The sequence below is a fragment of the Rhodococcus sp. C3V genome (assembly GCF_029269915.1).
In the GTDB taxonomy this organism is placed as follows: Bacteria; Actinomycetota; Actinomycetes; order Mycobacteriales; family Mycobacteriaceae; genus Rhodococcus_F; species Rhodococcus_F qingshengii.
This window is the reverse complement of the sequence record NZ_JARJBE010000002.1, coordinates 760,692-781,527: the sequence shown is the minus strand read 5'-3', so window position 1 is coordinate 781,527 and position 20,836 is coordinate 760,692. Positions and strand designations below refer to the sequence as shown.

Here is a 20,836-nt window from a genome sequence, read left to right as displayed (position 1 = left end):
GGTCTCGTTACATTGGGGTGCATCGAATATCTGGGTCGTGTCGGGTCAACGCGAATTCTGTTGCAGTGCAGACCTCAGACGCGAACCGGCGTCGGGCCCCGGTGCGGCCGGCGAGAATGCGATCGATTACATCGACGACGATTATGTCGACGTGGATGGTCGGGTTGTCCCGACAGTCTTGGAGGTGGCCAGGCTGATCTCCAGTGCGATGGACGGGTGCGGAATCGTCGACGCAGACATTCTTCATCTCAGTCATCCCTCGGATTGGGGTGCCCCACGCAGGCGGCGATTGCTCGATGCCGCACGTCGAGTGGCGCACGACGTCGTACTCGTTCCGACGTCGATCGCGGCGGCGAGGTCGGCTCATACGGCTTGGCGATCGCGGTGTGTCGTCCTCGAACTGCGAGGCGGAACGGTGGTCGCTTCTGTTGTCGCTGAGGTCGACGGTGAACTCCGAATCGACGGAACACAAAGTTCGGAGATCGCAGACGTTGCGGGGTTGTTTTCCGCAATCGGGGATCTATCGGTTCGGGACGCTGTGGTGTTGGTCGGGCCGAGCTCTCATGCTGTTGCGGCTTCGCTCGAACGGGGGTCGACGAATGTTCACGGCCACGCGAGCATTCGAATTCTGGACGGGAGCCGGGTGGCTGCGTCTCTGGTGGATCCTCAGACGCTCGTTCGCCAGACAACCGCGCGGGACAGTTCGGGACGAATCGTCGACAATTCGGCTTTTGGCGCCGGGTGGGTAGGCGATACGGATGGCGCGAAGTCGATTCCTTCCTTGGACTCGAATGCCTCTTCGCCGCGTCGTGTCGGCGGGCGGCGCGGAGGCCGTCGATGGTTCGCGGCGGCGCTTGCGGTGGTCGCCGTCGCCGGTGCGGTCACAGCAACGGTCGTGGTGTCCACTCGCGATCGAGGCGATTCTCGGTTGGCGGGGTCGGTCGCAGCCACGGCGGAAGTCGAAGTCGAGATCGTGGAGGCGTCGAAGGATCAGGAAACGCCTGCGCCGAAGACTTCGATCTCGTCGATCGAGTCCGGTGCCACGCCGGAACTCACGCGTGTGGACGTGGGAAGCGTTGCGGCAGAGGTACCTTCCGATTGGAAGCTTCTGTCGCGAGGGACCTCGAGCGGGCGTACCGATTTGGTACCCGGTTCCGGCGCGGATCGCAAGATCGTGGTCATCGAGAAACGTCTTGCGGAAGGTGTGGGATTCGATTCCGTCGAAGCCGTTTTGCGTCAGCAGTTTTCGACGTTCGAGGACCCATTGCGGTTCGCAGAGTTTTCTGTGCTCGACGATGCCGCAGGAAAACAGGCAGTGGTGTACGTCGAGTTTCCGGACGATTTCTCCGAGGTGCGTTGGCACGTGTACGTCGACAACGGACGGCAAGTGAGTATCGGCTGCCAGTATCTGGTCGGTGAGTGGGGCAGTCTCGAAGCGGACTGCCTGCGGATCTGGCAGTCGGTCGAATTCACACCGTGACCGGATCGGTCGGTTCTGAAAATATTCTTCGGTCGGGCCGGAACCGTTGGCACGAAGGTCGCGTCAAAGTATGTGTAGCGCACATCAGGGAGTTCCGCTCGACCCCGGTGCACATCCGACGGACAAAGCCCGTTGTGTGTGATCGCCGATACCGAACGGTACTCACCGAATCCAGGGGGACGACATGGGCTTTACCGCAACTACCGCTGAATTGATCGATTCGGCGGGGACCATCGACGGACATCTCGGTGACATCAGGGGGCTGGTCAACGCTGTTCGGTCGGAGGCCGACGCTTCGCACAATTCGTGGAACGGTGCGGCGCAGGTCGAATACGCAGGAATCATGGAGCGATACAACAGCGCGGCCCTGAAGTTGGACACAGCTCTGACCGACATCTGCGAGCAGATCAAACAGGCCGCGGGAACCTTCGACTCGACCGAAGACGACAACGTCAGCTCGCTTCGCGGCGCGACGGTGAACATGTCCTGACTGCCAGCTCTTCATCGTCCGATCAAGCAATCCTCAGCCAGTAGTTCTCGCAAGTTAGTTCTCACAATTTCTCTCCAGTCACACCGAACCGGGAGCAGTTATGTCCGACAGGATCAAGTACGACTTCGGCGGCCTCGCAATGCTGTCCGATCAGATGAAACAGCAGGCCAAAGCGATCAACGACAAACAGGGCGACATCAAGGTTGTCGTAGACAAGCTGCAAGCAGGCTGGGAAGGGGCAGGTTCCGAAGCGTGGAACGACGCACAGCGTCGCTGGGCCCAGGCTTCCGAAGAACTGAACATGGTTCTCGCGCAGATCGCCGGAGCGACGGCGAGCGGCTCGGAGAAGATGCAGGAAGCTGATCGGATCGCCGCAAACGGGTTCGGTCGCTGACAACATCCCATGCCGTGATGACACCCCGCCTGCCCCGGTACCGTCAGGTTGCCGGGGCAGGCGCATGTCGATCGCTCGCATCGCTGTGCTGGACGATGATGCTGTTGGCAGGAATGGCTGCGCTTTGACCTGGCAGCGGGTAGACCGGTATCGTCTATCGGTGGCGTGCCGTAGGGCTCCGGCAGAAATGCGTGGAGACCGGCGGTTCTCGGGTCTCAACTGGCCGCCGAGGATCGTTTACGCGATACGCACATGGTCAGCAGTGGAATGAATTAAGACGAGGAAGATCTGTGTCTACGTACACCCCGAAGGCCGGAGATGTGACCCACACGTGGCACGTCATCGACGCCACTGACGTGGTGCTCGGCCGTCTTGCCGTTCAGGCAGCGAACTTGCTGCGTGGCAAGCACAAGCCCACCTACGCGCCGCACATCGACGGTGGTGACTTCGTTGTCATCATCAACGCAGAGAAGGTTGCCATCAGCGGCAACAAGCTGCAGGGCAAGAACGTTTACCACCACTCCGGATTCCCGGGTGGCCTGAAGTCCCGCACTGTCGGTGAGGTCCTCGACAGGACTCCCGATCGTCTCGTCGAGAAGGCCATTGTCGGCATGCTCCCCAAGACGAAGCTCGGCCGCGCAATGAGCAGCAAGCTCAAGGTTTACGCGGGCCCGAATCACCCCCACACCGCGCAGCAGCCGGTGCCGTTCGAGATCAAGCAGGTCGCACAGTGACATCGCCGGAAGAGCAGAACGTGTCCGAAGAGAACATCGAAGCAGTGGAAGAGCTTGTCTCTGACGCAGTCGAGGTCGTCGAAGAGGTTGCTGCAGCTACGCTCGCACCGATCGTCCTCGATCGCCCGGTCCAGACCGTCGGTCGCCGCAAGGAGGCTGTCGTTCGCGTCCGGATGGCTCCCGGTACCGGTCAGTTCAAGCTCAACGGTCGTACGTTGGAGGACTACTTCCCCAACAAGGTTCACCAGCAGCTGATCAAGGCTCCGCTGGTGCTCGTCGAGCGTCCCGAGTCTTTCGACATCATTGCACTGCTGCACGGTGGCGGCCCGTCCGGTCAGGCAGGCGCACTGCGTCTGGCTATCGCGCGCGCACTCATCGAGGTAACCCCTGATGATCGTCCGGCCCTCAAGCGTGCAGGCTTCCTGACGCGTGACGCCCGCGCGGTCGAGCGTAAGAAGTACGGCCTGAAGAAGGCCCGTAAGGCATCGCAGTACTCCAAGCGCTGATGCTTTGCCGAGGTTGACCCGACGGGTCTGCTTCGGCACCTGTTCACCACAAGAGCGGGCGTCCATCGTTACCGGACGCTCGCTCTTGTGTTTCTCGGAGAAATTCCCTTCTCGAGTTCCCTTCTCGAGGTTCACAGGATTCAGGAGTCGTTCTATGGGTCGGTTGTTCGGTACTGACGGTGTTCGTGGACTTGCCAATTCGGATCTGACTGCAGATCTTGCATTGAGATTGGCAGTTGCCGCGGCGAGCGTACTGACAGCCGACACCGCGGACGATCGTCCGACCGCCGTGATCGGCCGCGATCCTCGCGCCAGCGGTGAGATGCTTCAAGCCGCGGTGACCGCAGGATTGAGTTCCGCGGGTGTCGACGTGCTCGACGTGGGTATTCTTCCGACTCCGGCAGTTGCATACTTGACGGCAAAGCTCGACGCCAGTCTCGGTGTCATGATCTCTGCATCGCATAATCCCATGCCGGACAACGGAATCAAGATTTTCGCAGCCGGTGGACACAAGCTGGATGATGCTGTCGAGGTGGCGATCGAGGATGCACTCGACGGCACTGCACCGCCCGTCCTACCGACAGGTGCCGGGATCGGCCGCGTCCGTACGGTCGACGACGCCGCTCAGCTGTACCTTGCGCATCTGGCGAGCGCGGCGAGCGAGCCACTCGCTGGACTCACCGTTGTGGTCGACTGCGCCAACGGCGCTGCTTCCGCGCTCGCACCGGTTGCCTACGCGGCAGCGGGCGCTCGCGTCATCGCGATCAGCGCCGATCCCGACGGCCTCAACATCAACGACGGCTGCGGATCGACGCACCTGGAGAATCTTCAGAAAGCCGTAGTCGATCACGGGGCGGACCTAGGCCTCGCGCACGACGGCGACGCCGACCGTTGCCTGGCCGTCGACGAGACCGGAGCGGTGGTCGACGGTGACGCGATCATGGCAGTTCTGGCGATCGCGATGAACGACGCCGGTGAGTTGGTCGAGAACACTCTCGTCGCGACTGTCATGAGCAATCTCGGTTTGCACATCGCGATGCGCGAGGCCGGTATCAACATCGTGACTGCTGCCGTAGGTGACCGCTACGTTCTGGAGGAACTGCGCGCGGGCGGATACAGCCTCGGTGGCGAGCAGTCAGGCCATGTCGTGTTGCCGGCGTTCGGCACCACGGGCGATGGGATTCTCACCGGCCTCCGGCTGCTCGGACGCATGGCTCGCACGGGTAAGTCGGCATCCGCGCTGGCCGCAACGATGACAACCCTCCCGCAAGTTCTGATCAACGTGAAGGTTGGGGACAAGGCGACAGTCGCAGCATCGCCGTCGGTACTCGCAGCAGTCGCGGACGCAGAGCGCGTCCTCGGTGACGGTGGTCGCGTGCTCCTGCGCCCGTCCGGGACAGAGCAACTGGTCCGCGTCATGGTCGAGGCCACCGAACTTCCGCTCGCGCAGAAGCTGGCCGACGAGTTGGCCGAGATCGTCGGTTCGGTTTAGCCCCTCATTACGCGTTCGCGTTTTGAGGGAACGTAATTGCGCCCTGCTGCGTCCAAGGAGTCAAAGGCCGCTCGACGTTCGAGTGGTTCCGTTGAAACTTGGGAGCGCTCGTGGATGTCGACCGCGCTGGAACAGATGAATTGGCACGCCATGCGGTGTCGGTGGCCCAGGCTCTGCGCGATTCTGCCGAGCCGATCAGGCGTTTGCGATTCAGCGGTGCCGTTTCGGGCCGTGATTACGCCGAGCATGGAGCCGCGTTGGCGTCGGCATTGGCGGTCCTGAATTCTCGCTTGACTGGCCGTGCGGATCTTCTCGATGCGTTGGCGCGTCGGCTTTCCTCTTCGGCTGAGGTGATCGCTGAAGTGGACGGTCAGGGTGCGCAGCGATTGCGAGACTCCAGCGGGTCGGTCTCATGATACCGACGAGCGGTACCGCACAGGCAGTACCAAACAGCTACTATTGCGTCGAAGATATTCTTGCACTGCGTGATTCACGCGTGCGTCCCGAAGAAATCCTGGATGCTGGTGCGAGGGGATTGCAGTTCTTCGATCGATTTCACGACCTGGCCTCTCGGTTAGGCTTCGAAGAACGGATGCTTACGTCCTACGAGGATGCGTATCGCGCAGAGGCTGGTATCGATTTCGAGGCACTAGTGCGAGATGCGTCGGACATGGCCGCAGCGGTGGACGGTTCGGTCGCCGAGATCGCGATGCTGACGACCCTGGCGGAGAATCTTCCTGCAGTGTGGAATGTTTCCGGCGTGGGTGCGGTCGTAGATCAGGCCTTCGCGGCGCGGCGTGAAGCTCGGTCCGATGCGGATTCGGCGCCACTGTTGATCACGCTGGCCGACGAGTTCGCGCGGACGGTTCGAACGGCTTTGGCAGACAAGGCTTTCAAGGTGGCAAGCCTCGACCGGGCGACGATCGGCGGTCTGGATGCGGGGGAGATCGACCAGCTGACTCACGTCGCTTCCACCGGTCGTGGTGCGGCGCCATGGCTGGACACGGTTTTTCGTTCGGCGTATCTCGATACTCGCGATGAATTCGACAGGGCGTGTGCGGAGTGCGCAAGCGCGGTTGGTCATGCTTTTGACGCCGCGACCCAGTGGGTGACAGACGCGTTCACGTCAACCTTTCCGATCGCCGAGCCGAGTGCATCAGGTGTCGCCGCCGCTCCTGTCTCTTTCTCGATCGGCGGCAACACTTGGGGCTTCTCGATTGCGTCCGACGGTCGTGGGGTGAGTCTGGATGTTGCAGGTGCTGACGGGAACTCTGTGTCGGCCACCCTGGAGTTGAGCGAAAATGGTTGGCCGAGAATAGTGCTCGATGCCGATCCGGAGATGTCGCTGCACGAGGCGCGCCCGCAAGAAGCGTCCCAGCCTGCGACACTCCAGCCCGAAACTCCCGACCCTGAGATTCGCGAGCACGAGGTGCCGGTCGAATCCAACGCCGAGTTCTCGCCCGCGCCGGACCCGGAGCCGCCTTCCACAGTCCCCGACGAGTCGATCGTGGCTCCCGACGGAGAGACGGGCGCTGAGTTGGCCGGAGCTGGTCCGCTGTGAAGTCCGTTCACGCGCCGTTCGAAGCGATCCGTCGAACCCTCGATTCTCAACTCGACGACTTCCGTGAGCGCAGAGTGGCCGCAGCGAGCGCGGAATCGCACCAGGAGCCGCCGTCCGAAACGACATCCGCCGAGAATGACACGGATGGGCCGGTCAGGTCCGGCCCGTATCTGCGATCCGCGTCAGAGCCGACGCCGACGCCGCCGTGCTCGCCGCCGGAGTCGGTGGCGAGTACGGACTCCTACTTACGCAACAGCTGGCTGGCCCGCGCGTCGGAGTGAGGTTCGACCGGCAGCAACGGCGCCGTGTGCGGAATCTCGACGTCGGGATCAGCAAAATCCTTGTACTTCTTGTCGCCGGTCAGATGGAACAACAGGAAGCCCGTGAGCAGGCACCGTGTGGCGGCCTGTGTCTTGCGCTCGGATCCACCGAGGCCCAGGGCGCCGAGGAGTCGGCGGCCTTCGATCAGTCCGGCGTCTTGGGCGTCGTTCACGGTACGTGCGATGACAGGACCGCCCCACTCCACGCTCAGCGGCCGGGCATTGCTGGTCAAGGAATCGACGTCGTCTTCGCCGGCGAGGATCAATCCGGGCGCTGTGATCTTCGACGCGTAGTTCTCCGCCTTGGGTGCTGTCGGGGCCGGGAACAGTGCGGCTACCGCACCGACATCCCCGCGCTGCGCTGCGGCCAGTACCGCAGCGCCCGCGCCCATGCCGTGACCGGCAAAGGCGACCCGATCGGGTTGGACGCTGATCTGTCCGGGGCCGAGTCGCACGCCGACGCAGATGTCGAGCGTCGCTCGAAGATCTGCAGCCAATCCGAGATGTGACGGGACCGGACCGCGTTCGCTGTCGGGCGCCGCTGCGACAATTCCCCAGGAAGCGAGGTGCTGGAGTGTCTGCTCGTACTTGTGGGACCCGACCATCCACCCGTGCGCGAAGGCAACGGCGGGGAGATTGAAACCGGTTTCCGGCGTGTACACGACACCCGGCTGTCCGGCCAGGGCGAGGTTGCCGCGGAGAACTCGGTGCGGGCCGCGCTTGGACAGCTCACGGGTCAGTGTCTTCAGTTTCGGTGCCACGGTTGAAGACGTTATCCGATGAGCCGCCTCGTGTATGCGGAGCGGACGCTGCAACCAGGTGCGGGAACCGCAAAATGCGCCCACCGCCGATGTCCAAGTACCCTGAGTCACCATGTGCGGAATCGTGGGATACGTCGGCCACCGCCCAGCTCTGGGCGTTGTGGTGGAGGCTTTGCGACGAATGGAGTATCGCGGGTACGACTCGTCGGGAATCGCGATTCTCGACGGAACCGGTGGGGTCGAGATCGAGCGTAAGGCCGGTAAGTTGGCCAACCTCGAGGCGGAGCTCGGCGAGTACGGTGCGGATCACTTCGTCGGTACGTCCGGTATGGGCCATACCCGTTGGGCGACGCATGGGCGTCCGACGGACCGCAATGCGCACCCGCATCGTGATGCCTCGGGCAAGCTGGCTGTCGTTCACAACGGAATCATCGAGAATTTTGCCCCGCTGCGTGCGGAGCTCGAGGCTGCAGGCGTCGAACTGCAGAGCGACACGGATTCCGAGGTCGCGGTTCACCTCGTCGCCCGGGCGTACGCCCAGGGGCCGACGGCAGGTGATTTCATCGAGAGTGCGCTGTCGGTGGTTCGTCGGTTGGAAGGTGCGTTCACGCTCGTCTTCACGCACGCTGATCACGCGGACACGATTGTTGCCGCGCGCCGCTCGACGCCGCTCGTAGTCGGTGTCGGTGAGGGCGAGATGTTCCTCGGCTCCGACGTCGCTGCATTCATCGAGCACACACGCGATGCGGTTGAACTCGGACAGGATCAGGCAGTGGTGATCACTGCCGACAGCTACCGGATCTCCGACTTCGCGGGTAACGAGGCAGAAGGACGCCCGTTCCGCATCGACTGGGATCTCGCAGCCGCCGAAAAAGGTGGTCACGATTACTTCATGCTCAAGGAGATCGAAGAGCAGCCGACTGCTGTCGCCGACACGCTCCTCGGCCACTTCGAGAACGGGAAGATCGTCCTCGACGAGCAGCGGTTGTCCGATCAGGAACTGCGCGACGTCGACAAGGTGTTCGTTGTCGCTTGCGGTAGCGCTTACCACTCCGGTCTGTTGGCGAAGTATGCGATCGAGCATTGGACGCGTCTACCTGTCGAGGTCGAACTCGCCAGCGAATTCCGTTACCGCGACCCGGTTCTCGATCGCTCGACGCTTGTTGTCGCAATCTCGCAGTCGGGGGAAACGGCCGATACGCTCGAGGCTGTCAAGCACGCCAAGGACCAGAAGGCACGCGTCCTGGCGATCTGCAACACCAACGGTGCACAGATCCCGCGTGAAGCCGACGCAGTCCTCTACACCCGGGCAGGACCGGAAATCGCGGTCGCGTCCACCAAGGCGTTCCTGGCGCAGGTGACCGCGAACTACCTCGTCGGTTTGGCTTTGGCGCAGGCTCGCGGAACCAAGTATCCGGACGAGGTCGCCCGCGAGTACGCCGACCTCGAAGCGATGCCCGCATTGGTCAGCAAGGTACTCGAGACGGCAGAACCGGTGCGCGCGTTGGCGCGCCAGTTCGCGCACGCGTCGACCGTGCTGTTCCTGGGGCGTCACGTCGGCTACCCGGTGGCGCTCGAGGGTGCGCTCAAGCTCAAGGAGCTTGCGTACATGCACGCCGAGGGCTTTGCCGCCGGTGAGCTCAAGCACGGCCCGATCGCCTTGATCGAGGAGGACCTTCCGGTCATCATCGTCATGCCGTCGCCGCAGGGCCGCGCTGTCCTGCACTCGAAGTTGGTGTCCAACATTCAGGAGATCAAGGCGCGCGGGGCGACGACTATCGTCATCGCTGAGGAAGGCGACACCGTCGCCGCGGCGCACGCGGATCACCTGATCGAGATTCCGGCGTCACCGACTCTGCTGCAGCCGTTGCTGTCCACGGTTCCGTTGCAGATCTTTGCGGCCGAGGTTGCCGCGGCGCGTGGCTATGACGTCGACAAGCCGCGTAACCTGGCGAAATCGGTTACGGTCGAGTAGCTTTCGCTAGAAAATCGGGCCCCGCAGTCGCAAGACTGTGGGGCCCGAGCGCGTTACGGCGTCTCGACGACGACGGTTCCGCGCATCTCGGGATGCGGTGTGCAGGTGTAGTCGTAGGTTCCGGGTTCGGTGAACGTGTAGGTGTAGGTTCCCGATTTCTTGAGCGGACTGCGGAGTTTGCCCTTGGCGTCCCCGAGGCCGTTGACGTCGTGGGCCATTCCGTTGTCGTCGAACACCCACGTGACCGTCTCGCCGACATTCACGGTGATGGACGCGGGGGAGTACGCCATCCCGGAGATGGTCACCACGGGTCCGCTGGCCGTCGTTTCCGGAGCCGGTGGTGTGGAGTCGGTGCCGGAACTGCACCCGACCAGACCGAGAGCGAGCACGAGACCCGCGATTGCCGGGCGAAGACGTGATTTCATGGTTTCGAGGGTAGCGACGGCAACTGAAGGGTTCCGACATGCGTGGGTACTACACAGCCGATCAGGTGCGAGCAGCTGAGGCGCCGCTGCTCGACAAGCTGCCCGACGGGGTGCTGATGCGTCGAGCGGCGTACGGTCTTGCGCGAGTAGTCGCGGACGAATTGCGTTCCCGTACAGGGTCGGTCGCGCATCGGTCGGTGACGCTGCTGGTCGGTACGGGCGACAACGGCGGTGATGCCCTGTGGGCCGGTGCGTTGCTCCGCAAACGAGGTGTGAGCGTGCGGGCCGTGTTGCTCGATCCGGCGCGCGCTCATCGGGCGGGCCTCGATGCTCTCTTGAAGGCCGGCGGCCGAGTCGCCGCCGAAGTCGGGTCGCCGGATCTGGTGATCGACGGCATCGTCGGGATTTCCGGGCACGGCGGTCTACGGCCTGACGCGGCCGATCTCGTCGGCCAGGTGGATGCACCGATCGTGGCGGTCGATCTTCCGAGCGGCGTCGACGCGAACACCGGCGCAGTGGACGGCCCGTCGGTGACCGCTGATGTGACGGTCACATTCGGTGCGCTCAAGCCGGTACACGTACTCGCGGCTCCGCTGTGTGGTCGTGTCGAACTCGTGGACATCGGATTGAGCATCAGCGAACCCGAATTCGGTTCGCTCGATCCGGCGGAGGTCGGTGCGCTGTGGCCGGTGCCCGGTCCGGAGGACGACAAGTATTCGCAGGGTGTGGTGGGCATCGTTGCGGGAAGTGAGCAGTATCCCGGCGCGGGCGTGCTCTGTACCGGTGCCGCGGTGACCGCGACCGCCGGCCTGGTCCGCTACGCCGGGCACGGCGCCACCGAGGTGCTCGCCCGGTTCCCGGAGGTGATTGCGAGTGAGACCTTCCAAGCCGCCGGGCGAGTTCAGGCGTGGGTGGTCGGCCCCGGTATGGGTACCGACGACGACGCCGCGCGACTTCTGGCGTCGGTGCTGGCTACTGATGTACCCGTTGTTGTCGATGCGGACGGACTTACCCTCCTCGCTCAGCGTCCCGAACTTGTCGCAGCCCGGACCGCGCCGACACTGTTGACGCCCCACGCCGGCGAGTTCGCTCGATTCACAACTCTTGGCGACGACAGGATCGCGGCCACGCGTGCTCTTGCCGCACGCCTCGGAGTCACGGTCCTGCTGAAGGGCCATACGACGGTGATCTCGGATCCCGGCGGTGAGGTGCTGGTCAACGACGCCGGCGGCTCCTGGGCATCGACGGCAGGTTCGGGTGACATCCTCTCCGGTGTGATCGGTGCGTTGCTGGCGGCGGGTCTGAGCCCTCTCGAAGCCGGGGCCGTCGGGGCGCGGGCTCACGCGTTGGCTGCGAACATCGCCGCTGCCGGCGGTCAGAGCGATGTCGCCGGAGCACCGATTTCGGCTTCACCCCTGCTGGGAGGTCTGCGGGAATCAGTGCGTGTGCTTCGCTCTTTTGCCCTCGATTGAGGGTGTTCAAACCCGAACACGTGTCCGATTCTGCGTGGGTGGCAGGATTGTCGCCATGACGCTTGCCCAGGGAAGAGCACCGAAGGAGCCTGCGGAGGGGAAGGCGAGCCGACTCGACGACGCAGTAGGGCCGCAGACGGAGGCAGTCGTCGATCTGGACGCGATCGCGCACAACGTGCGTGTTCTGCGTGAATTTGCCGGGGATGCAGCGTTGATGGCGGTCATCAAGGCGGACGGATACAACCACGGCGCAGTTGCGGTGGCGCGGACGGCGCTCTCGGCGGGAGCCCGGGAACTCGGCGTCACCACCATCGCGGAGGCACTGGTCCTTCGCGAGGCAGGCATCACCGCTCCCGTCCTTGCCTGGCTGCACGGCGTCGACGCCGATTTCGGCTCGGCGATCCGATCGGACGTCGAGATCGGCGTGTCCTCCCCGCGACACCTGGCCGCTGTCGTCGGCGCGGCACGGGTTCTGGGACAACAGGCGACGGTGACGCTCAAGGTGGACACCGGTCTCAATCGCAACGGCGTCTCGAGAACCGAGTGGCCGCAGATGCTCGACGACCTCGCCACTGCGCGGGACGAGGGCACGATCAGGCTGCGCGGAGTGTTCTCTCACCTCGCGCACTCGGACGAACCGCATCACGACGGCATCGACATGCAGAAGCAGCGTTTGATCGACGCGGTTGCCGACGTCCGCGCTCGCGGATTCGACCCCGAAGTCGTTCATCTTTCCAACTCCGCTGCTACAGTCACCCGTCCTGACCTGCGGTTTGACATGGTTCGGCCGGGAATCGCGATATATGGATTGTCTCCGGTGCCCGAACTCGGAGATTTCGGTTTACGACCGGCGATGACGCTGCGAGCGAAGGTGATTCTGGTGAAGAAGGTAGCCGCCGGAGAGGGCGTCTCCTACGGGCATCAGTGGGTCGCACCGTACGACACCACTCTTGCGCTGCTTCCCGTCGGCTACGCCGACGGTTTGTCTCGCTCACTGAGTGGCAAGTTCGAAGTGCAGTTGGGCGGTAAGCGTCGCCAGGCTGTCGGGCGAATCTGCATGGACCAGGTATTGGTGGACCTGGGTCCGGACGGTGACGGAGTTCGCGAAGGCGACACCGCGATCTTCTTCGGCAACGGCGATCACGGCGAACCCAACGCGCAGGCCTGGGCCGACGTACTCGACACCATTCACTACGAGGTCGTGACCGGGATACGTGGACGCACTGTGCGTACGTACATCGGGGGAGAGACGTCATGAAGACTGCAGGAAAGATGAGCATTCTCGGTGGCCTGCTCAGCGCCGTGGCGCTCGGCTCGATGGCCGGTGTGAACGCATTCAAGAGCGCGACGCGTCCGGGCCGGGAAATCTACGCGGACGAGGACTTCGACCTCATGACGCGCGACCGCAAGAGCACGGTGCGCACCGAGGACGGTGTCGAGCTGGCAGTTCGCGAAGTGGGACCGGACGACGCTCCGCTGACGGTCGTTTTCGTGCACGGATACTGCCTGAGTGCGCTGTCCTGGCATTTCCAGCGCCGCCAGCTCGAAGAGCGATGGGGCAACAAGGTTCGCATGGTGTTCTACGACCAGCGCGGACACGGAGACTCGGGCATGCCGCGTTCGAAGAGTTGTACGGTTTCTCAGCTCGGCCGCGACCTCGCGACCGTCGTCGAGGCCAAGGTACCCAAGGGACCGATAGTTCTGGTCGGTCACTCGATGGGCGGCATGACGGTACTCGCGCTCGCCGGTCAGCGACCCGAATGGTTCGAGGGCCGAGTCATCGGCGTGGGGCTGGTCGCGACGACGGCGGCAGGCCTGGCCGAAACCGGCCTGACCCGCAATCTGCAGAATCCGATCATCGACGGATTCCGGTTGGCAGTGCGCACCTCACCAGGAGTGGTTCAGCATGCCCGGGGCGCTGCGCGAGTATTGATCACGCCGATCCTGCGTGCGGCCTCGTACGGCACCGATGTCAGCCCACGGCTGCATGAACTCTCGGACGGCATGCTCGACCGGACCTCGGTTGTGACCATCGTCAATTTCCTGCGGACGTTGGAACTGCACGACGAGTCCGCTTCTCTCGAGGTCCTCGCACACACACCGGCAGTCGTGATCTGCGGCGATCAAGACATGATGATTCCGTTCATCAGCTCCAAGCGTCTCGCTGCCGATCTCCCCGAGTCCGAACTCGTGCGAGTTCACGGGGCCGGCCATCTGGTGCAGCTCGAGTTCCCGGCGATCGTGACGGACGCAATCGACAAGTTGGTGCAGCGAGCGCAGGTAGAAGAGCGGTCCGATGTCGGCTGAGAACTCCACGGGACTTCCCGTGTCCGGACAGATCACGTTGGAAACGGCCGAGGATACCGAGGCTTTCGGCCGACGCTTGGCGGCGGGACTTGTTGCCGGCGACCTGGTGGTGCTGGACGGTCCACTCGGGGCAGGCAAGACCGCGTTGACGCGCGGAATCGGCGCCGGGCTCGGGGTGCAGGGCCGGGTGACGTCCCCGACGTTCGTCATCGCTCGTGAGCATCGTCCGGGCACCCGCCCTGGCGGCGGAGTTCCCGTCGGCATGATCCACGTCGACGCATACCGGCTGGGAGACAGCGGACCGCATGCGCTCGACGAACTCGATGCCCTCGACCTCGACACCGACCTCACCGATGCAGTGGTGGTGGTCGAATGGGGTGGTGACGTCGTGGAAAGGCTCGTCGAACGGCACCTGCGAGTGCAGCTTCATCGGGAACCCGAATCGGATGTGCGGACTGCGAGTTGGTCCTGGACGTCGTGAAAGGGAGTTTGGTGTCACAGACGTCGGAAACGGCGTTTCGTGTCACAGACGTCGTGACCCTCCCGGGCCGGAAGTAGTTCTTCACGTGCGGGTACCCTGAGAAATCGTGCTTGTTCTCGCAATTGACACCTCCACTCCGGCAGTCACTGCCGGAGTCGTCTCCCTGTCGGCTTCGTCACCGGACCCAGTGTCACCGGACGCAGAGTCACCGGACACAGTGGAGACGCTTGCCGTGCGTGTCACGGTCAATCCTCGTGCGCACGCCGAGGTCTTGACCCCTCACGTCCTCGAATGCCTCGCCGAGGCAGGGCTCACACCGGCCGACTTGAACGCCGTCGTCGTGGGTGTCGGGCCAGGGCCGTACACCGGACTGCGTGTCGGCATGGCGACGGGCGCTGCCTTCGGTGACGCACTCGGTGTTCCCGTGTACGGCGTGTGCAGCCTCGATGCGATCGCGGCTGCGGTACCGACCACACCGAGCCTGCTCGTCGTGACTGACGCGAGGCGTCGCGAGATCTACTGGGCGCGCTATGACGGCGGAGTGCGCGTCGAAGGACCGGCTGTGAATTCCGCCGGCGACGTCGATCCTTCGCCTTCGACGCTGATTGCCGGATCCGCTTCGCACGTGGACTTCTTCGATCTACCCGTCGACCCGGCGGAGACACCTTCACCGGCCGGGTTGGTGACAGTCGCTGCTCGCGAGATCCTGGCCGGCTCGGTTCCGGCCCCGCTGGAGCCGCTGTACCTCCGACGCCCGGACGCGAAGACCCTTGCAGAACGTGGCAAGTGAGACAGAGCAGATGAAGTACAGCATCGAGCCGATGAACGTCGATGACGCCGAACGGTGCGCGGAGTTGGAGCGCGCGTTGTTCGCAGGCGACGGACCCTGGAGCGCACAAGCGTTCGTCTCGGAACTTGCAGGCGCACATAATCATTACTTCGTTGCCCGGGAGCCTGACGGTCACGTCCTCGGCTACGCCGGAGTCGCATTGTTGGGGGCGTCGCCGAACGTGGAGGCCGAGGTTCACACCATCGGTACAGATCCCTCGGCTCAGCGACTCGGAATCGGCGGCGCGTTGCTCGATGCGCTTCTGACTCTGGCGGATTCACGGCAGTGCCCGGTGTTCCTGGAAGTGCGCACCGACAACGAACCTGCCATCGCGCTGTACCGGCGCGAAGGATTCGAGATCGTCGGAACACGAAAGAAGTACTACCAGCCCAGTGGGGCAGATGCGTACACGATGAGACGGCCTGCCGTGCTCGGTGTCCGCGAAATTGAGGAGCAGCAAGCATGATCGTCATGGGTGTCGAAAGTTCTTGCGACGAAACAGGTGTCGGTATCGTCCGCTGGAACGGTGACGGAACCTGCGAATTGTTGGCCGACGAGGTGGCATCGAGCGTGGATCAGCACGCCAGGTACGGGGGAGTGGTTCCCGAAGTGGCCTCGCGGGCTCACCTCGAGGCGATCGTGCCGACGATGCGCCGTGCCCTTGCTGCCGCCGGTATCGAGAAGCCCGACGCGCTGGCCGTCACCATCGGACCCGGCCTGGCCGGCGCGCTGCTGGTCGGTGTAGCCGCAGCGAAAGCCTATGCGGCAGCATGGAACATCCCGTTCTATGCGGTCAATCATCTCGGCGGTCACGTCTCGGTGGACACTCTCGAGCACGGTCCGTTGCCCTCGTGCGTCGCATTGTTGGTCTCCGGCGGTCACACACACCTGCTTCACGTCGAAGATCTGGGCAAGCCCATTGTCGAACTGGGCACGACTGTCGACGACGCCGCCGGTGAGGCCTTCGACAAGGTGGCCAGACTGCTCGGACTCGGCTTTCCCGGTGGACCGGCACTCGATGCTGCTGCGCAAGAGGGAGATCCGAACGCAATCGCCTTCCCTCGCGGCATGACGGGGCCGCGCGATTCGCGGCACGACTTCTCGTTCTCGGGACTCAAGACGTCCGTCGCGCGCTATGTCGAATCGAAAGAGCGCGCAGGCGAGACCTTTTCGATCCCGGACATCGCTGCCTCGTTCCAGGAAGCGGTTGCAGACGTCCTGACGATGAAGGCAGTGCGTGCAGCCAAGGACGTCGGGGTCGACACGTTGGTTCTCGGCGGCGGCGCCACGGCCAATTCGCGTATCCGCTCACTCGCCGAGCAGCGCTGCGCCGAAGCGGGCATCACGTTGCGCATTCCGAAACCTCGACTGTGCACGGACAACGGCGTGATGATCGCATCGTTGGCCGCTCACCTGATCGGAAACGGCGCAGGCCCTTCGGAATTGAGTGTTGCGACGGACCCGGGGCTGTCGGTCTCCGTCAGCCAGCTGATGCACTGAAAATCGGCCGACTGAGAATCAGCCGACCGGGGCCGGTTCCCGATCCGGTGTGGTCGCGGGACCGTTTTCGGGCATCGAGGTATTCGGTTCACCGGGCTTCGTCGTCGGATCACCACCACCAGGGGTAGTGATTTCGGTTTCGGTGGAACCAGATCCAGGAGTCTCCGGCGTCGTCGGGTTCTCGCCGCCGCTCTCACCCGGGCCGAGACCGCCGCCGGGGTTTGCCTCGGTCGGATCGACCGGGGGCGTCGCCTCGGTGTCCGGTAGCGTCGGCCACCACGCCGGTGGATCGGGCAGCGTGATTCCGGGAATGGTCGGCCAATTCGGAGTGGTCGTTGTCGTGGTCGGCGGCGTGGTTGTCGTCGAGGTGTCCGGGATCGGCGCAGGCGGAAGTGTGTACTGATGCGTTGTGTACGAGTGCGTGTCGTAAGGCTGCGAGTCGAACGGGGTGGTGGGATACCCGTACCGAGGATACGTGCTGCCGGCTACCGAAGGCAGAGGATCATGAGACGGAATGATCGTCGATCCGGTGCTCGGTGTCGCTTCGGGGCTCACCGTCGTCGTGGTCGACCCGGTTCCGACGGGCGAGACCGCGGTGTCGTCGGTCGGAACCAATTCCTTTGCGCCGTAACCGAGTACCAGTCCGCCGACCACGAGCGCACCGATCAACGCTCCCGATACCTTGGCGGTGGATCCGGAGCGCTGGTCACTTCCGGAGCCCAGCAGCGGGAAACGAATTGCGGTGATCGAATCTGCCAGGAGTGCAGCACCTTTGGTTGCCGCAGTCTCGGGCTCGACGATCTCGACCATGGGGACGTCGACGGCAGCGGCGACGGCGGACCGCACGGCCGGAATGTGTGCGCCACCGCCGATGAGTACAACGGCACCGACGGGCCGCGGTGAGCCCTTCACGACTTCACGGATGAAGGTGACGGCGCGCTCGATATCCGGGGCGATGATGGCCTCGAACTCGTCGCGCGTGATCGCCATCGCGTCGATCGGAAGGTCGACGGTCACCTTGGTGGACGTGGACAGTTGCTCTTTGGCGACATGGCACCGGGCGGCAAGAAGTTCCGCGTCGGTGTACCGGCGCAAGTGCCCTGGCGCCTTCTCCGTCACGAAGTCGACCAATGCCCGGTCGATTCCGGCCCCTGCGAGGGCGTCGATACGGTCGGAGTGCAGAACTTCACCGGTGTGGTCGACGACGGACACCGTCAGACCTTGATCACCGACGTCCACCTGAGCTGTCGTGTCGTACCGCTCGGTTTTCCCTGTCTCGGCGAGATACGCGTGTACGGCGGCAGGCTCGGGGATTGCACGGACCTGCTTCGGCGAGCGCGAAAGAGATGACCTGATGCTCGCGAGTTGATCGTCCGTGCGATAGCTGACACCGATCGAGCGCGGCGCTTCAGATCCGTCCGTTACCTGCGTCGTCATCAGCTTGATGGATGCTCTGACAAGGTCACCGACGTTGGAATTGGCCTGATCCGCCGAGACGAAGCGAGTCTCGGCAGGCACGGCGCCTGGCGCGTTTGTGCTGGTATCGGTGTCGACGAGTGCTGAATAGACACCGGAAGATCCAGTGGAAATTCCCAGTGAACAACTCATCGCACACCTCCTCACAGTCAATACCGGTCAATGTTCAATCGACCGCCGTTATATGAACGTTACAGAAGGTTCGTGAGGATTGCTCAGTGCTTTTCGTCTCCGTGACGTCCTTTTCGGACCGAAAGGGTGGTTTTACCTGCGAAATTGTCGATCATTGATTCATGCGGAAAAAAGGCGATTCTCCCCACATCGACCGGGAACGACGACGCGCGCTGATCCGTGGTGCAGTGCTTCGACCCACGCTGACGGTGATCGCCTTCGGATGCGCGTATTTCTTTCTGCCGTGGATCGATGTACATACCGCCAGTGCAATCTTCCTCTTGATCGGTGGAGGCGCCGCGGTACTTGCCGTGACCACCTGGCAGGTGTGGCGAATTCTGCGTTCCGATGTGCCATCTCTGCAGGCGGTCGAAGCTGTGGCGGTGGTGATGCCGACGTACTTGTTGTTGGTGTCCATCACCTATTTTTCGGTCGAGCATGCAAGCCCTGGCAGTTTCACCGAACCGCTGTCGCGTATGGCGGCGCTGTACTTTTCGTTGTCCGTCTTCTCGACAGTCGGATTCGGTGACATCGCCGCGCAGACGGACCTTGCCCGGGGGCTCGTGAGCCTTCAGATCGTCTGCAATCTGGTGTTGATCGGATTCGGCGTTCGATTCGTCGTTGCCGCAGTGTCGTGGGCGAAAGCGCACCGCTCGCCTTCGAGCGGACCTGAAATCACCTAGGACACTGCGGCAATCGGAGTCATCGTCCGGTGTGGACCAACAATTCGACGTTCTGGTCGACGCCGGTACCCGTCAGTTTCGGGTCGCGGTGGATGTCGTTGAACGACAGTTCGCGGTACAGCGAGGCGAGCCCGGCTGCCGACTTGTCGCTGTAGTCGACGGAATTGGGACTCTCCGCCTCGAAGAGCGTCGCAAGCAACGACACCGTTCCGTCATGGTTGTCCGCGATCTCGATGATGCGTCCGAGTTGCGGGTAGTCGATGTGAGAGGCGGTGTTGATCTCCCAGAAGCCCTGCTCGGGGGTCGCGCCGGGCCACGGGGTGATCTTGTTCTCGTGGGTGTGTCCGTTGACCCAGGCAAGTACGTTCGGGAAACGATGCAGCAAGTCGAGAAGCTGTGAACCGCGCAGGCGTGGCTCGAGGACGTTCTCGGGGTCGGGAATGAGATTGTCCATCGTGTCGCTCGTGTGGTGACTGAACAGCACGAAATACGTGTCACCTCGCGACTCGGTGACGCGAGAGCCCGCGGCGTCGTAGTAGGTGCTGCTGCCGGCGCGCAGGGTGTTCTCGATCCACTGGAACTGAGCGGCGCCCAGCGAACCGTCGACGAGGCCCGCGCGGTTGGTGGAGTCCATGCTGATGCCGACGACGCCCGGTGCGATCTCGAACGAGTAGTAACCGATACCGGTGTCGCCGGCGTCGGGGGCGAAACCGTGTCCGACGGGTCCGGGACCGGTGTGCGCGGGATCAAGATGTGCGGCGATGAACTGTCGCGGTGTGAACGGCGCGCGCGACGGGTCGGGGGTGACCTGGCGCGGCGGCGTCGTGAAGGCGGACAGGATTCCGGGTATCGCACTGGGATCGAACTTGGTGGCGACGTCGATCTGCTTGGCCTGCTCCGGTGAACCGGGCACCTCGAACTTGAGAGATCCCGTGTACATCGCTTCGAGCGGCGGGATGCCGCTGGGCACCGTGCCGGACACCGAATCGTCGTGGTTGCCGAACACGCAGTACCAAGGGGTGTTCAGGCCGGGGCTCGACACGGGCGTGAAAGCGGCACCGAAGAAATCGGGGATCTCCGGGAATCCGGCCTTCTTGTACATGTCGAGCATCGGTGACTCGGGGTTCCAGTAGAGATCGGCACCCGAGTTCTGTACACCCTCGTAGCGGTCCTTGGCACCGGTGTTGGCGACGACGGTTCCGCCGTTGAGTGAGGTGAGGAACCAGTCGAGTTCGGCGAATTCCTTGTTGTCCGTGTTGTCGCCGGTGGTGACGACGGCATCGAAGGGTCGCGACGTGTGCGGGCCACTGCCGATCGAATTGACCCGGCGGACAAGTGAAATCAGCCCGTGCGCCGTCAGGGTCTCCTGGGGGCGGAACGCCGAGCCGGTGATCTGGTGGACGTACTCGAATCGCATGGGGGACTGGGCGTCGACGATGTGGACGTCGGTCAACTGCACGAGTGAGGCGAGCGCGGTGCGTCGGTCCTCGCGTCCCGACTTCGGCTCGGCCAACTCGCTGCGCACGATGTTCGCCCAACCGGGTCCGGCGGTGAGCTTGGTGTAGCCGCTGCTGCTGACGGGGGTGGACACGGACTCGAGAGTGGTGCCAGGACCTGACGTCGGAATGGTCGACGCGCCTGCATATTGCAGGCCCCACGGCTTGCCAAGGCTGACCGCGCCGACGGCGCCGAGTCCGGCGAAGGTCAGAAAACTACGGCGATTGATGTTCGTCACGAAGTGAACAATAGGTGAACGTGGTGGACGGCTGTCCTGTTTCG

The 20,836-nt window shown here is 63.5% G+C and carries 22 protein-coding genes; 18 read left to right on the top strand and 4 right to left on the bottom strand.

What is annotated here, in order from left to right:
• Window positions 1-37: 37 nt before the first annotated feature.
• The 9 genes from P3G66_RS08695 to P3G66_RS08655 all read left to right on the top strand — a co-directional run bounded on the left by P3G66_RS08695 (window position 38) and on the right by P3G66_RS08655 (window position 6,938).
• The gene (locus tag P3G66_RS08695; protein WP_276116392.1) at window positions 38-1,480 is read left to right on the top strand and encodes a type VII secretion-associated protein; all 1,443 of its coding nucleotides are present in this window, start codon (window positions 38-40) and stop codon (window positions 1,478-1,480) included.
• Window positions 1,481-1,664: 184 nt separating this feature from the next.
• The gene (locus P3G66_RS08690) at window positions 1,665-1,970 is read left to right on the top strand and encodes a WXG100 family type VII secretion target (protein WP_003940986.1); all 306 of its coding nucleotides are present in this window, start codon (window positions 1,665-1,667) and stop codon (window positions 1,968-1,970) included.
• Between the two features lie 100 nt (window positions 1,971-2,070).
• Window positions 2,071-2,364: a WXG100 family type VII secretion target gene (locus P3G66_RS08685; RefSeq protein WP_003940975.1), complete on the top strand. Its 294-nt coding sequence runs from the start codon at window positions 2,071-2,073 to the stop codon at window positions 2,362-2,364.
• A gap of 290 nt (window positions 2,365-2,654) precedes the next feature.
• On the top strand, window positions 2,655-3,098 hold the full coding sequence (gene rplM, locus P3G66_RS08680; protein ID WP_003940842.1) for a 50S ribosomal protein L13: 444 nt from the start codon (window positions 2,655-2,657) through the stop codon (window positions 3,096-3,098).
• Window positions 3,095-3,604, top strand: coding sequence for a 30S ribosomal protein S9 (gene rpsI / locus P3G66_RS08675; RefSeq protein WP_007728596.1), 510 nt, complete (start codon window positions 3,095-3,097; stop codon window positions 3,602-3,604). The genes rplM and rpsI overlap by 4 nt, the downstream gene beginning before the upstream one ends.
• 154 nt (window positions 3,605-3,758) lie before the next feature.
• The gene (gene glmM, locus P3G66_RS08670; protein WP_276116391.1) at window positions 3,759-5,096 is read left to right on the top strand and encodes a phosphoglucosamine mutase; all 1,338 of its coding nucleotides are present in this window, start codon (window positions 3,759-3,761) and stop codon (window positions 5,094-5,096) included.
• A 110-nt stretch (window positions 5,097-5,206) separates the two neighbouring features.
• Window positions 5,207-5,512 carry a hypothetical protein gene (locus P3G66_RS08665; protein ID WP_003941002.1) on the top strand — a complete coding sequence of 102 codons (306 nt, stop codon included), beginning with the start codon at window positions 5,207-5,209 and terminating at the stop codon, window positions 5,510-5,512.
• An 80-nt stretch (window positions 5,513-5,592) separates the two neighbouring features.
• On the top strand, window positions 5,593-6,657 hold the full coding sequence (locus P3G66_RS08660) for a hypothetical protein (protein WP_276116390.1): 1,065 nt from the start codon (window positions 5,593-5,595) through the stop codon (window positions 6,655-6,657).
• Entirely contained in the window at window positions 6,654-6,938 is a 285-nt protein-coding gene (locus P3G66_RS08655; RefSeq protein ID WP_003940907.1) for a hypothetical protein, read from the top strand. The genes P3G66_RS08660 and P3G66_RS08655 overlap by 4 nt, the downstream gene beginning before the upstream one ends.
• On the opposite strand, the gene P3G66_RS08650 is transcribed toward P3G66_RS08655, so the two are convergent.
• The gene (locus tag P3G66_RS08650; protein ID WP_003941000.1) at window positions 6,899-7,738 is read right to left on the bottom strand and encodes a dienelactone hydrolase family protein; all 840 of its coding nucleotides are present in this window, start codon (window positions 7,736-7,738) and stop codon (window positions 6,899-6,901) included. The genes P3G66_RS08655 and P3G66_RS08650 overlap by 40 nt on opposite strands.
• A 112-nt stretch (window positions 7,739-7,850) precedes the next feature.
• Here P3G66_RS08650 and glmS point away from each other — a divergent pair, with 112 nt between their 5' ends.
• Window positions 7,851-9,713, top strand: coding sequence for a glutamine--fructose-6-phosphate transaminase (isomerizing) (gene glmS, locus P3G66_RS08645; RefSeq protein WP_003940837.1), 1,863 nt, complete (start codon window positions 7,851-7,853; stop codon window positions 9,711-9,713).
• A 53-nt stretch (window positions 9,714-9,766) separates the two neighbouring features.
• Here glmS and P3G66_RS08640 read toward each other — a convergent pair whose 3' ends face one another.
• Entirely contained in the window at window positions 9,767-10,138 is a 372-nt protein-coding gene (locus tag P3G66_RS08640) for a plastocyanin/azurin family copper-binding protein (protein ID WP_003940908.1), read from the bottom strand.
• 38 nt (window positions 10,139-10,176) lie between these two features.
• Between P3G66_RS08640 and P3G66_RS08635 the strand changes: the two genes are divergently transcribed.
• From P3G66_RS08635 to tsaD, 7 genes are all read left to right on the top strand, one after another.
• The gene (locus tag P3G66_RS08635; protein WP_073512438.1) at window positions 10,177-11,610 is read left to right on the top strand and encodes an NAD(P)H-hydrate dehydratase; all 1,434 of its coding nucleotides are present in this window, start codon (window positions 10,177-10,179) and stop codon (window positions 11,608-11,610) included.
• Window positions 11,611-11,665: 55 nt separating this feature from the next.
• Window positions 11,666-12,868 (top strand): alanine racemase, encoded by a 1,203-nt coding sequence (gene alr / locus P3G66_RS08630; protein WP_256520533.1) that lies wholly within the window; start codon window positions 11,666-11,668, stop codon window positions 12,866-12,868.
• Window positions 12,865-13,917: an alpha/beta hydrolase gene (locus P3G66_RS08625; protein ID WP_116056969.1), complete on the top strand. Its 1,053-nt coding sequence runs from the start codon at window positions 12,865-12,867 to the stop codon at window positions 13,915-13,917. Before alr ends, P3G66_RS08625 begins: the two co-directional genes overlap by 4 nt.
• Window positions 13,907-14,398: a tRNA (adenosine(37)-N6)-threonylcarbamoyltransferase complex ATPase subunit type 1 TsaE gene (tsaE, locus tag P3G66_RS08620; RefSeq protein WP_003940673.1), complete on the top strand. Its 492-nt coding sequence runs from the start codon at window positions 13,907-13,909 to the stop codon at window positions 14,396-14,398. Before P3G66_RS08625 ends, tsaE begins: the two co-directional genes overlap by 11 nt.
• Before the next feature lie 106 nt (window positions 14,399-14,504).
• Window positions 14,505-15,188 carry a tRNA (adenosine(37)-N6)-threonylcarbamoyltransferase complex dimerization subunit type 1 TsaB gene (gene tsaB / locus P3G66_RS08615; RefSeq protein WP_065455183.1) on the top strand — a complete coding sequence of 228 codons (684 nt, stop codon included), beginning with the start codon at window positions 14,505-14,507 and terminating at the stop codon, window positions 15,186-15,188.
• 10 nt (window positions 15,189-15,198) lie between these two features.
• The gene (gene rimI, locus P3G66_RS08610; protein ID WP_073512469.1) at window positions 15,199-15,693 is read left to right on the top strand and encodes a ribosomal protein S18-alanine N-acetyltransferase; all 495 of its coding nucleotides are present in this window, start codon (window positions 15,199-15,201) and stop codon (window positions 15,691-15,693) included.
• Window positions 15,690-16,727, top strand: coding sequence for a tRNA (adenosine(37)-N6)-threonylcarbamoyltransferase complex transferase subunit TsaD (gene tsaD / locus P3G66_RS08605; protein WP_054827677.1), 1,038 nt, complete (start codon window positions 15,690-15,692; stop codon window positions 16,725-16,727). The genes rimI and tsaD overlap by 4 nt, the downstream gene beginning before the upstream one ends.
• An 18-nt stretch (window positions 16,728-16,745) precedes the next feature.
• Here tsaD and P3G66_RS08600 read toward each other — a convergent pair whose 3' ends face one another.
• The gene (locus tag P3G66_RS08600; protein WP_042449735.1) at window positions 16,746-18,335 is read right to left on the bottom strand and encodes an Hsp70 family protein; all 1,590 of its coding nucleotides are present in this window, start codon (window positions 18,333-18,335) and stop codon (window positions 16,746-16,748) included.
• 161 nt (window positions 18,336-18,496) lie between these two features.
• Between P3G66_RS08600 and P3G66_RS08595 the strand changes: the two genes are divergently transcribed.
• Window positions 18,497-19,057, top strand: coding sequence for a potassium channel family protein (locus P3G66_RS08595; RefSeq protein WP_007728612.1), 561 nt, complete (start codon window positions 18,497-18,499; stop codon window positions 19,055-19,057).
• A gap of 19 nt (window positions 19,058-19,076) precedes the next feature.
• On the opposite strand, the gene P3G66_RS08590 is transcribed toward P3G66_RS08595, so the two are convergent.
• Window positions 19,077-20,792: a TIGR03767 family metallophosphoesterase gene (locus tag P3G66_RS08590; RefSeq protein WP_050656359.1), complete on the bottom strand. Its 1,716-nt coding sequence runs from the start codon at window positions 20,790-20,792 to the stop codon at window positions 19,077-19,079.
• Window positions 20,793-20,836: the final 44 nt, after the last annotated feature.

Bases quoted from the DNA above. Each gene is read 5' to 3' on its own strand.
- P3G66_RS08595 (WP_007728612.1), top strand. From the start codon at position 18,497: ATGCGGAAAAAAGGCGATTCTCCCCACATCGACCGGGAACGACGACGC.
- P3G66_RS08600 (WP_042449735.1), bottom strand. From the start codon at position 18,335: ATGAGTTGTTCACTGGGAATTTCCACTGGATCTTCCGGTGTCTATTCA.
- P3G66_RS08640 (WP_003940908.1), bottom strand. From the start codon at position 10,138: ATGAAATCACGTCTTCGCCCGGCAATCGCGGGTCTCGTGCTCGCTCTC.
- P3G66_RS08635 (WP_073512438.1), top strand. From the start codon at position 10,177: ATGCGTGGGTACTACACAGCCGATCAGGTGCGAGCAGCTGAGGCGCCG.
- glmS (WP_003940837.1), top strand. From the start codon at position 7,851: ATGTGCGGAATCGTGGGATACGTCGGCCACCGCCCAGCTCTGGGCGTT.
- P3G66_RS08685 (WP_003940975.1), top strand. From the start codon at position 2,071: ATGTCCGACAGGATCAAGTACGACTTCGGCGGCCTCGCAATGCTGTCC.
- alr (WP_256520533.1), top strand. From the start codon at position 11,666: ATGACGCTTGCCCAGGGAAGAGCACCGAAGGAGCCTGCGGAGGGGAAG.
- tsaE (WP_003940673.1), top strand. From the start codon at position 13,907: ATGTCGGCTGAGAACTCCACGGGACTTCCCGTGTCCGGACAGATCACG.
- P3G66_RS08625 (WP_116056969.1), top strand. From the start codon at position 12,865: ATGAAGACTGCAGGAAAGATGAGCATTCTCGGTGGCCTGCTCAGCGCC.
- glmM (WP_276116391.1), top strand. From the start codon at position 3,759: ATGGGTCGGTTGTTCGGTACTGACGGTGTTCGTGGACTTGCCAATTCG.
- tsaD (WP_054827677.1), top strand. From the start codon at position 15,690: ATGATCGTCATGGGTGTCGAAAGTTCTTGCGACGAAACAGGTGTCGGT.
- P3G66_RS08690 (WP_003940986.1), top strand. From the start codon at position 1,665: ATGGGCTTTACCGCAACTACCGCTGAATTGATCGATTCGGCGGGGACC.
- rimI (WP_073512469.1), top strand. From the start codon at position 15,199: ATGAAGTACAGCATCGAGCCGATGAACGTCGATGACGCCGAACGGTGC.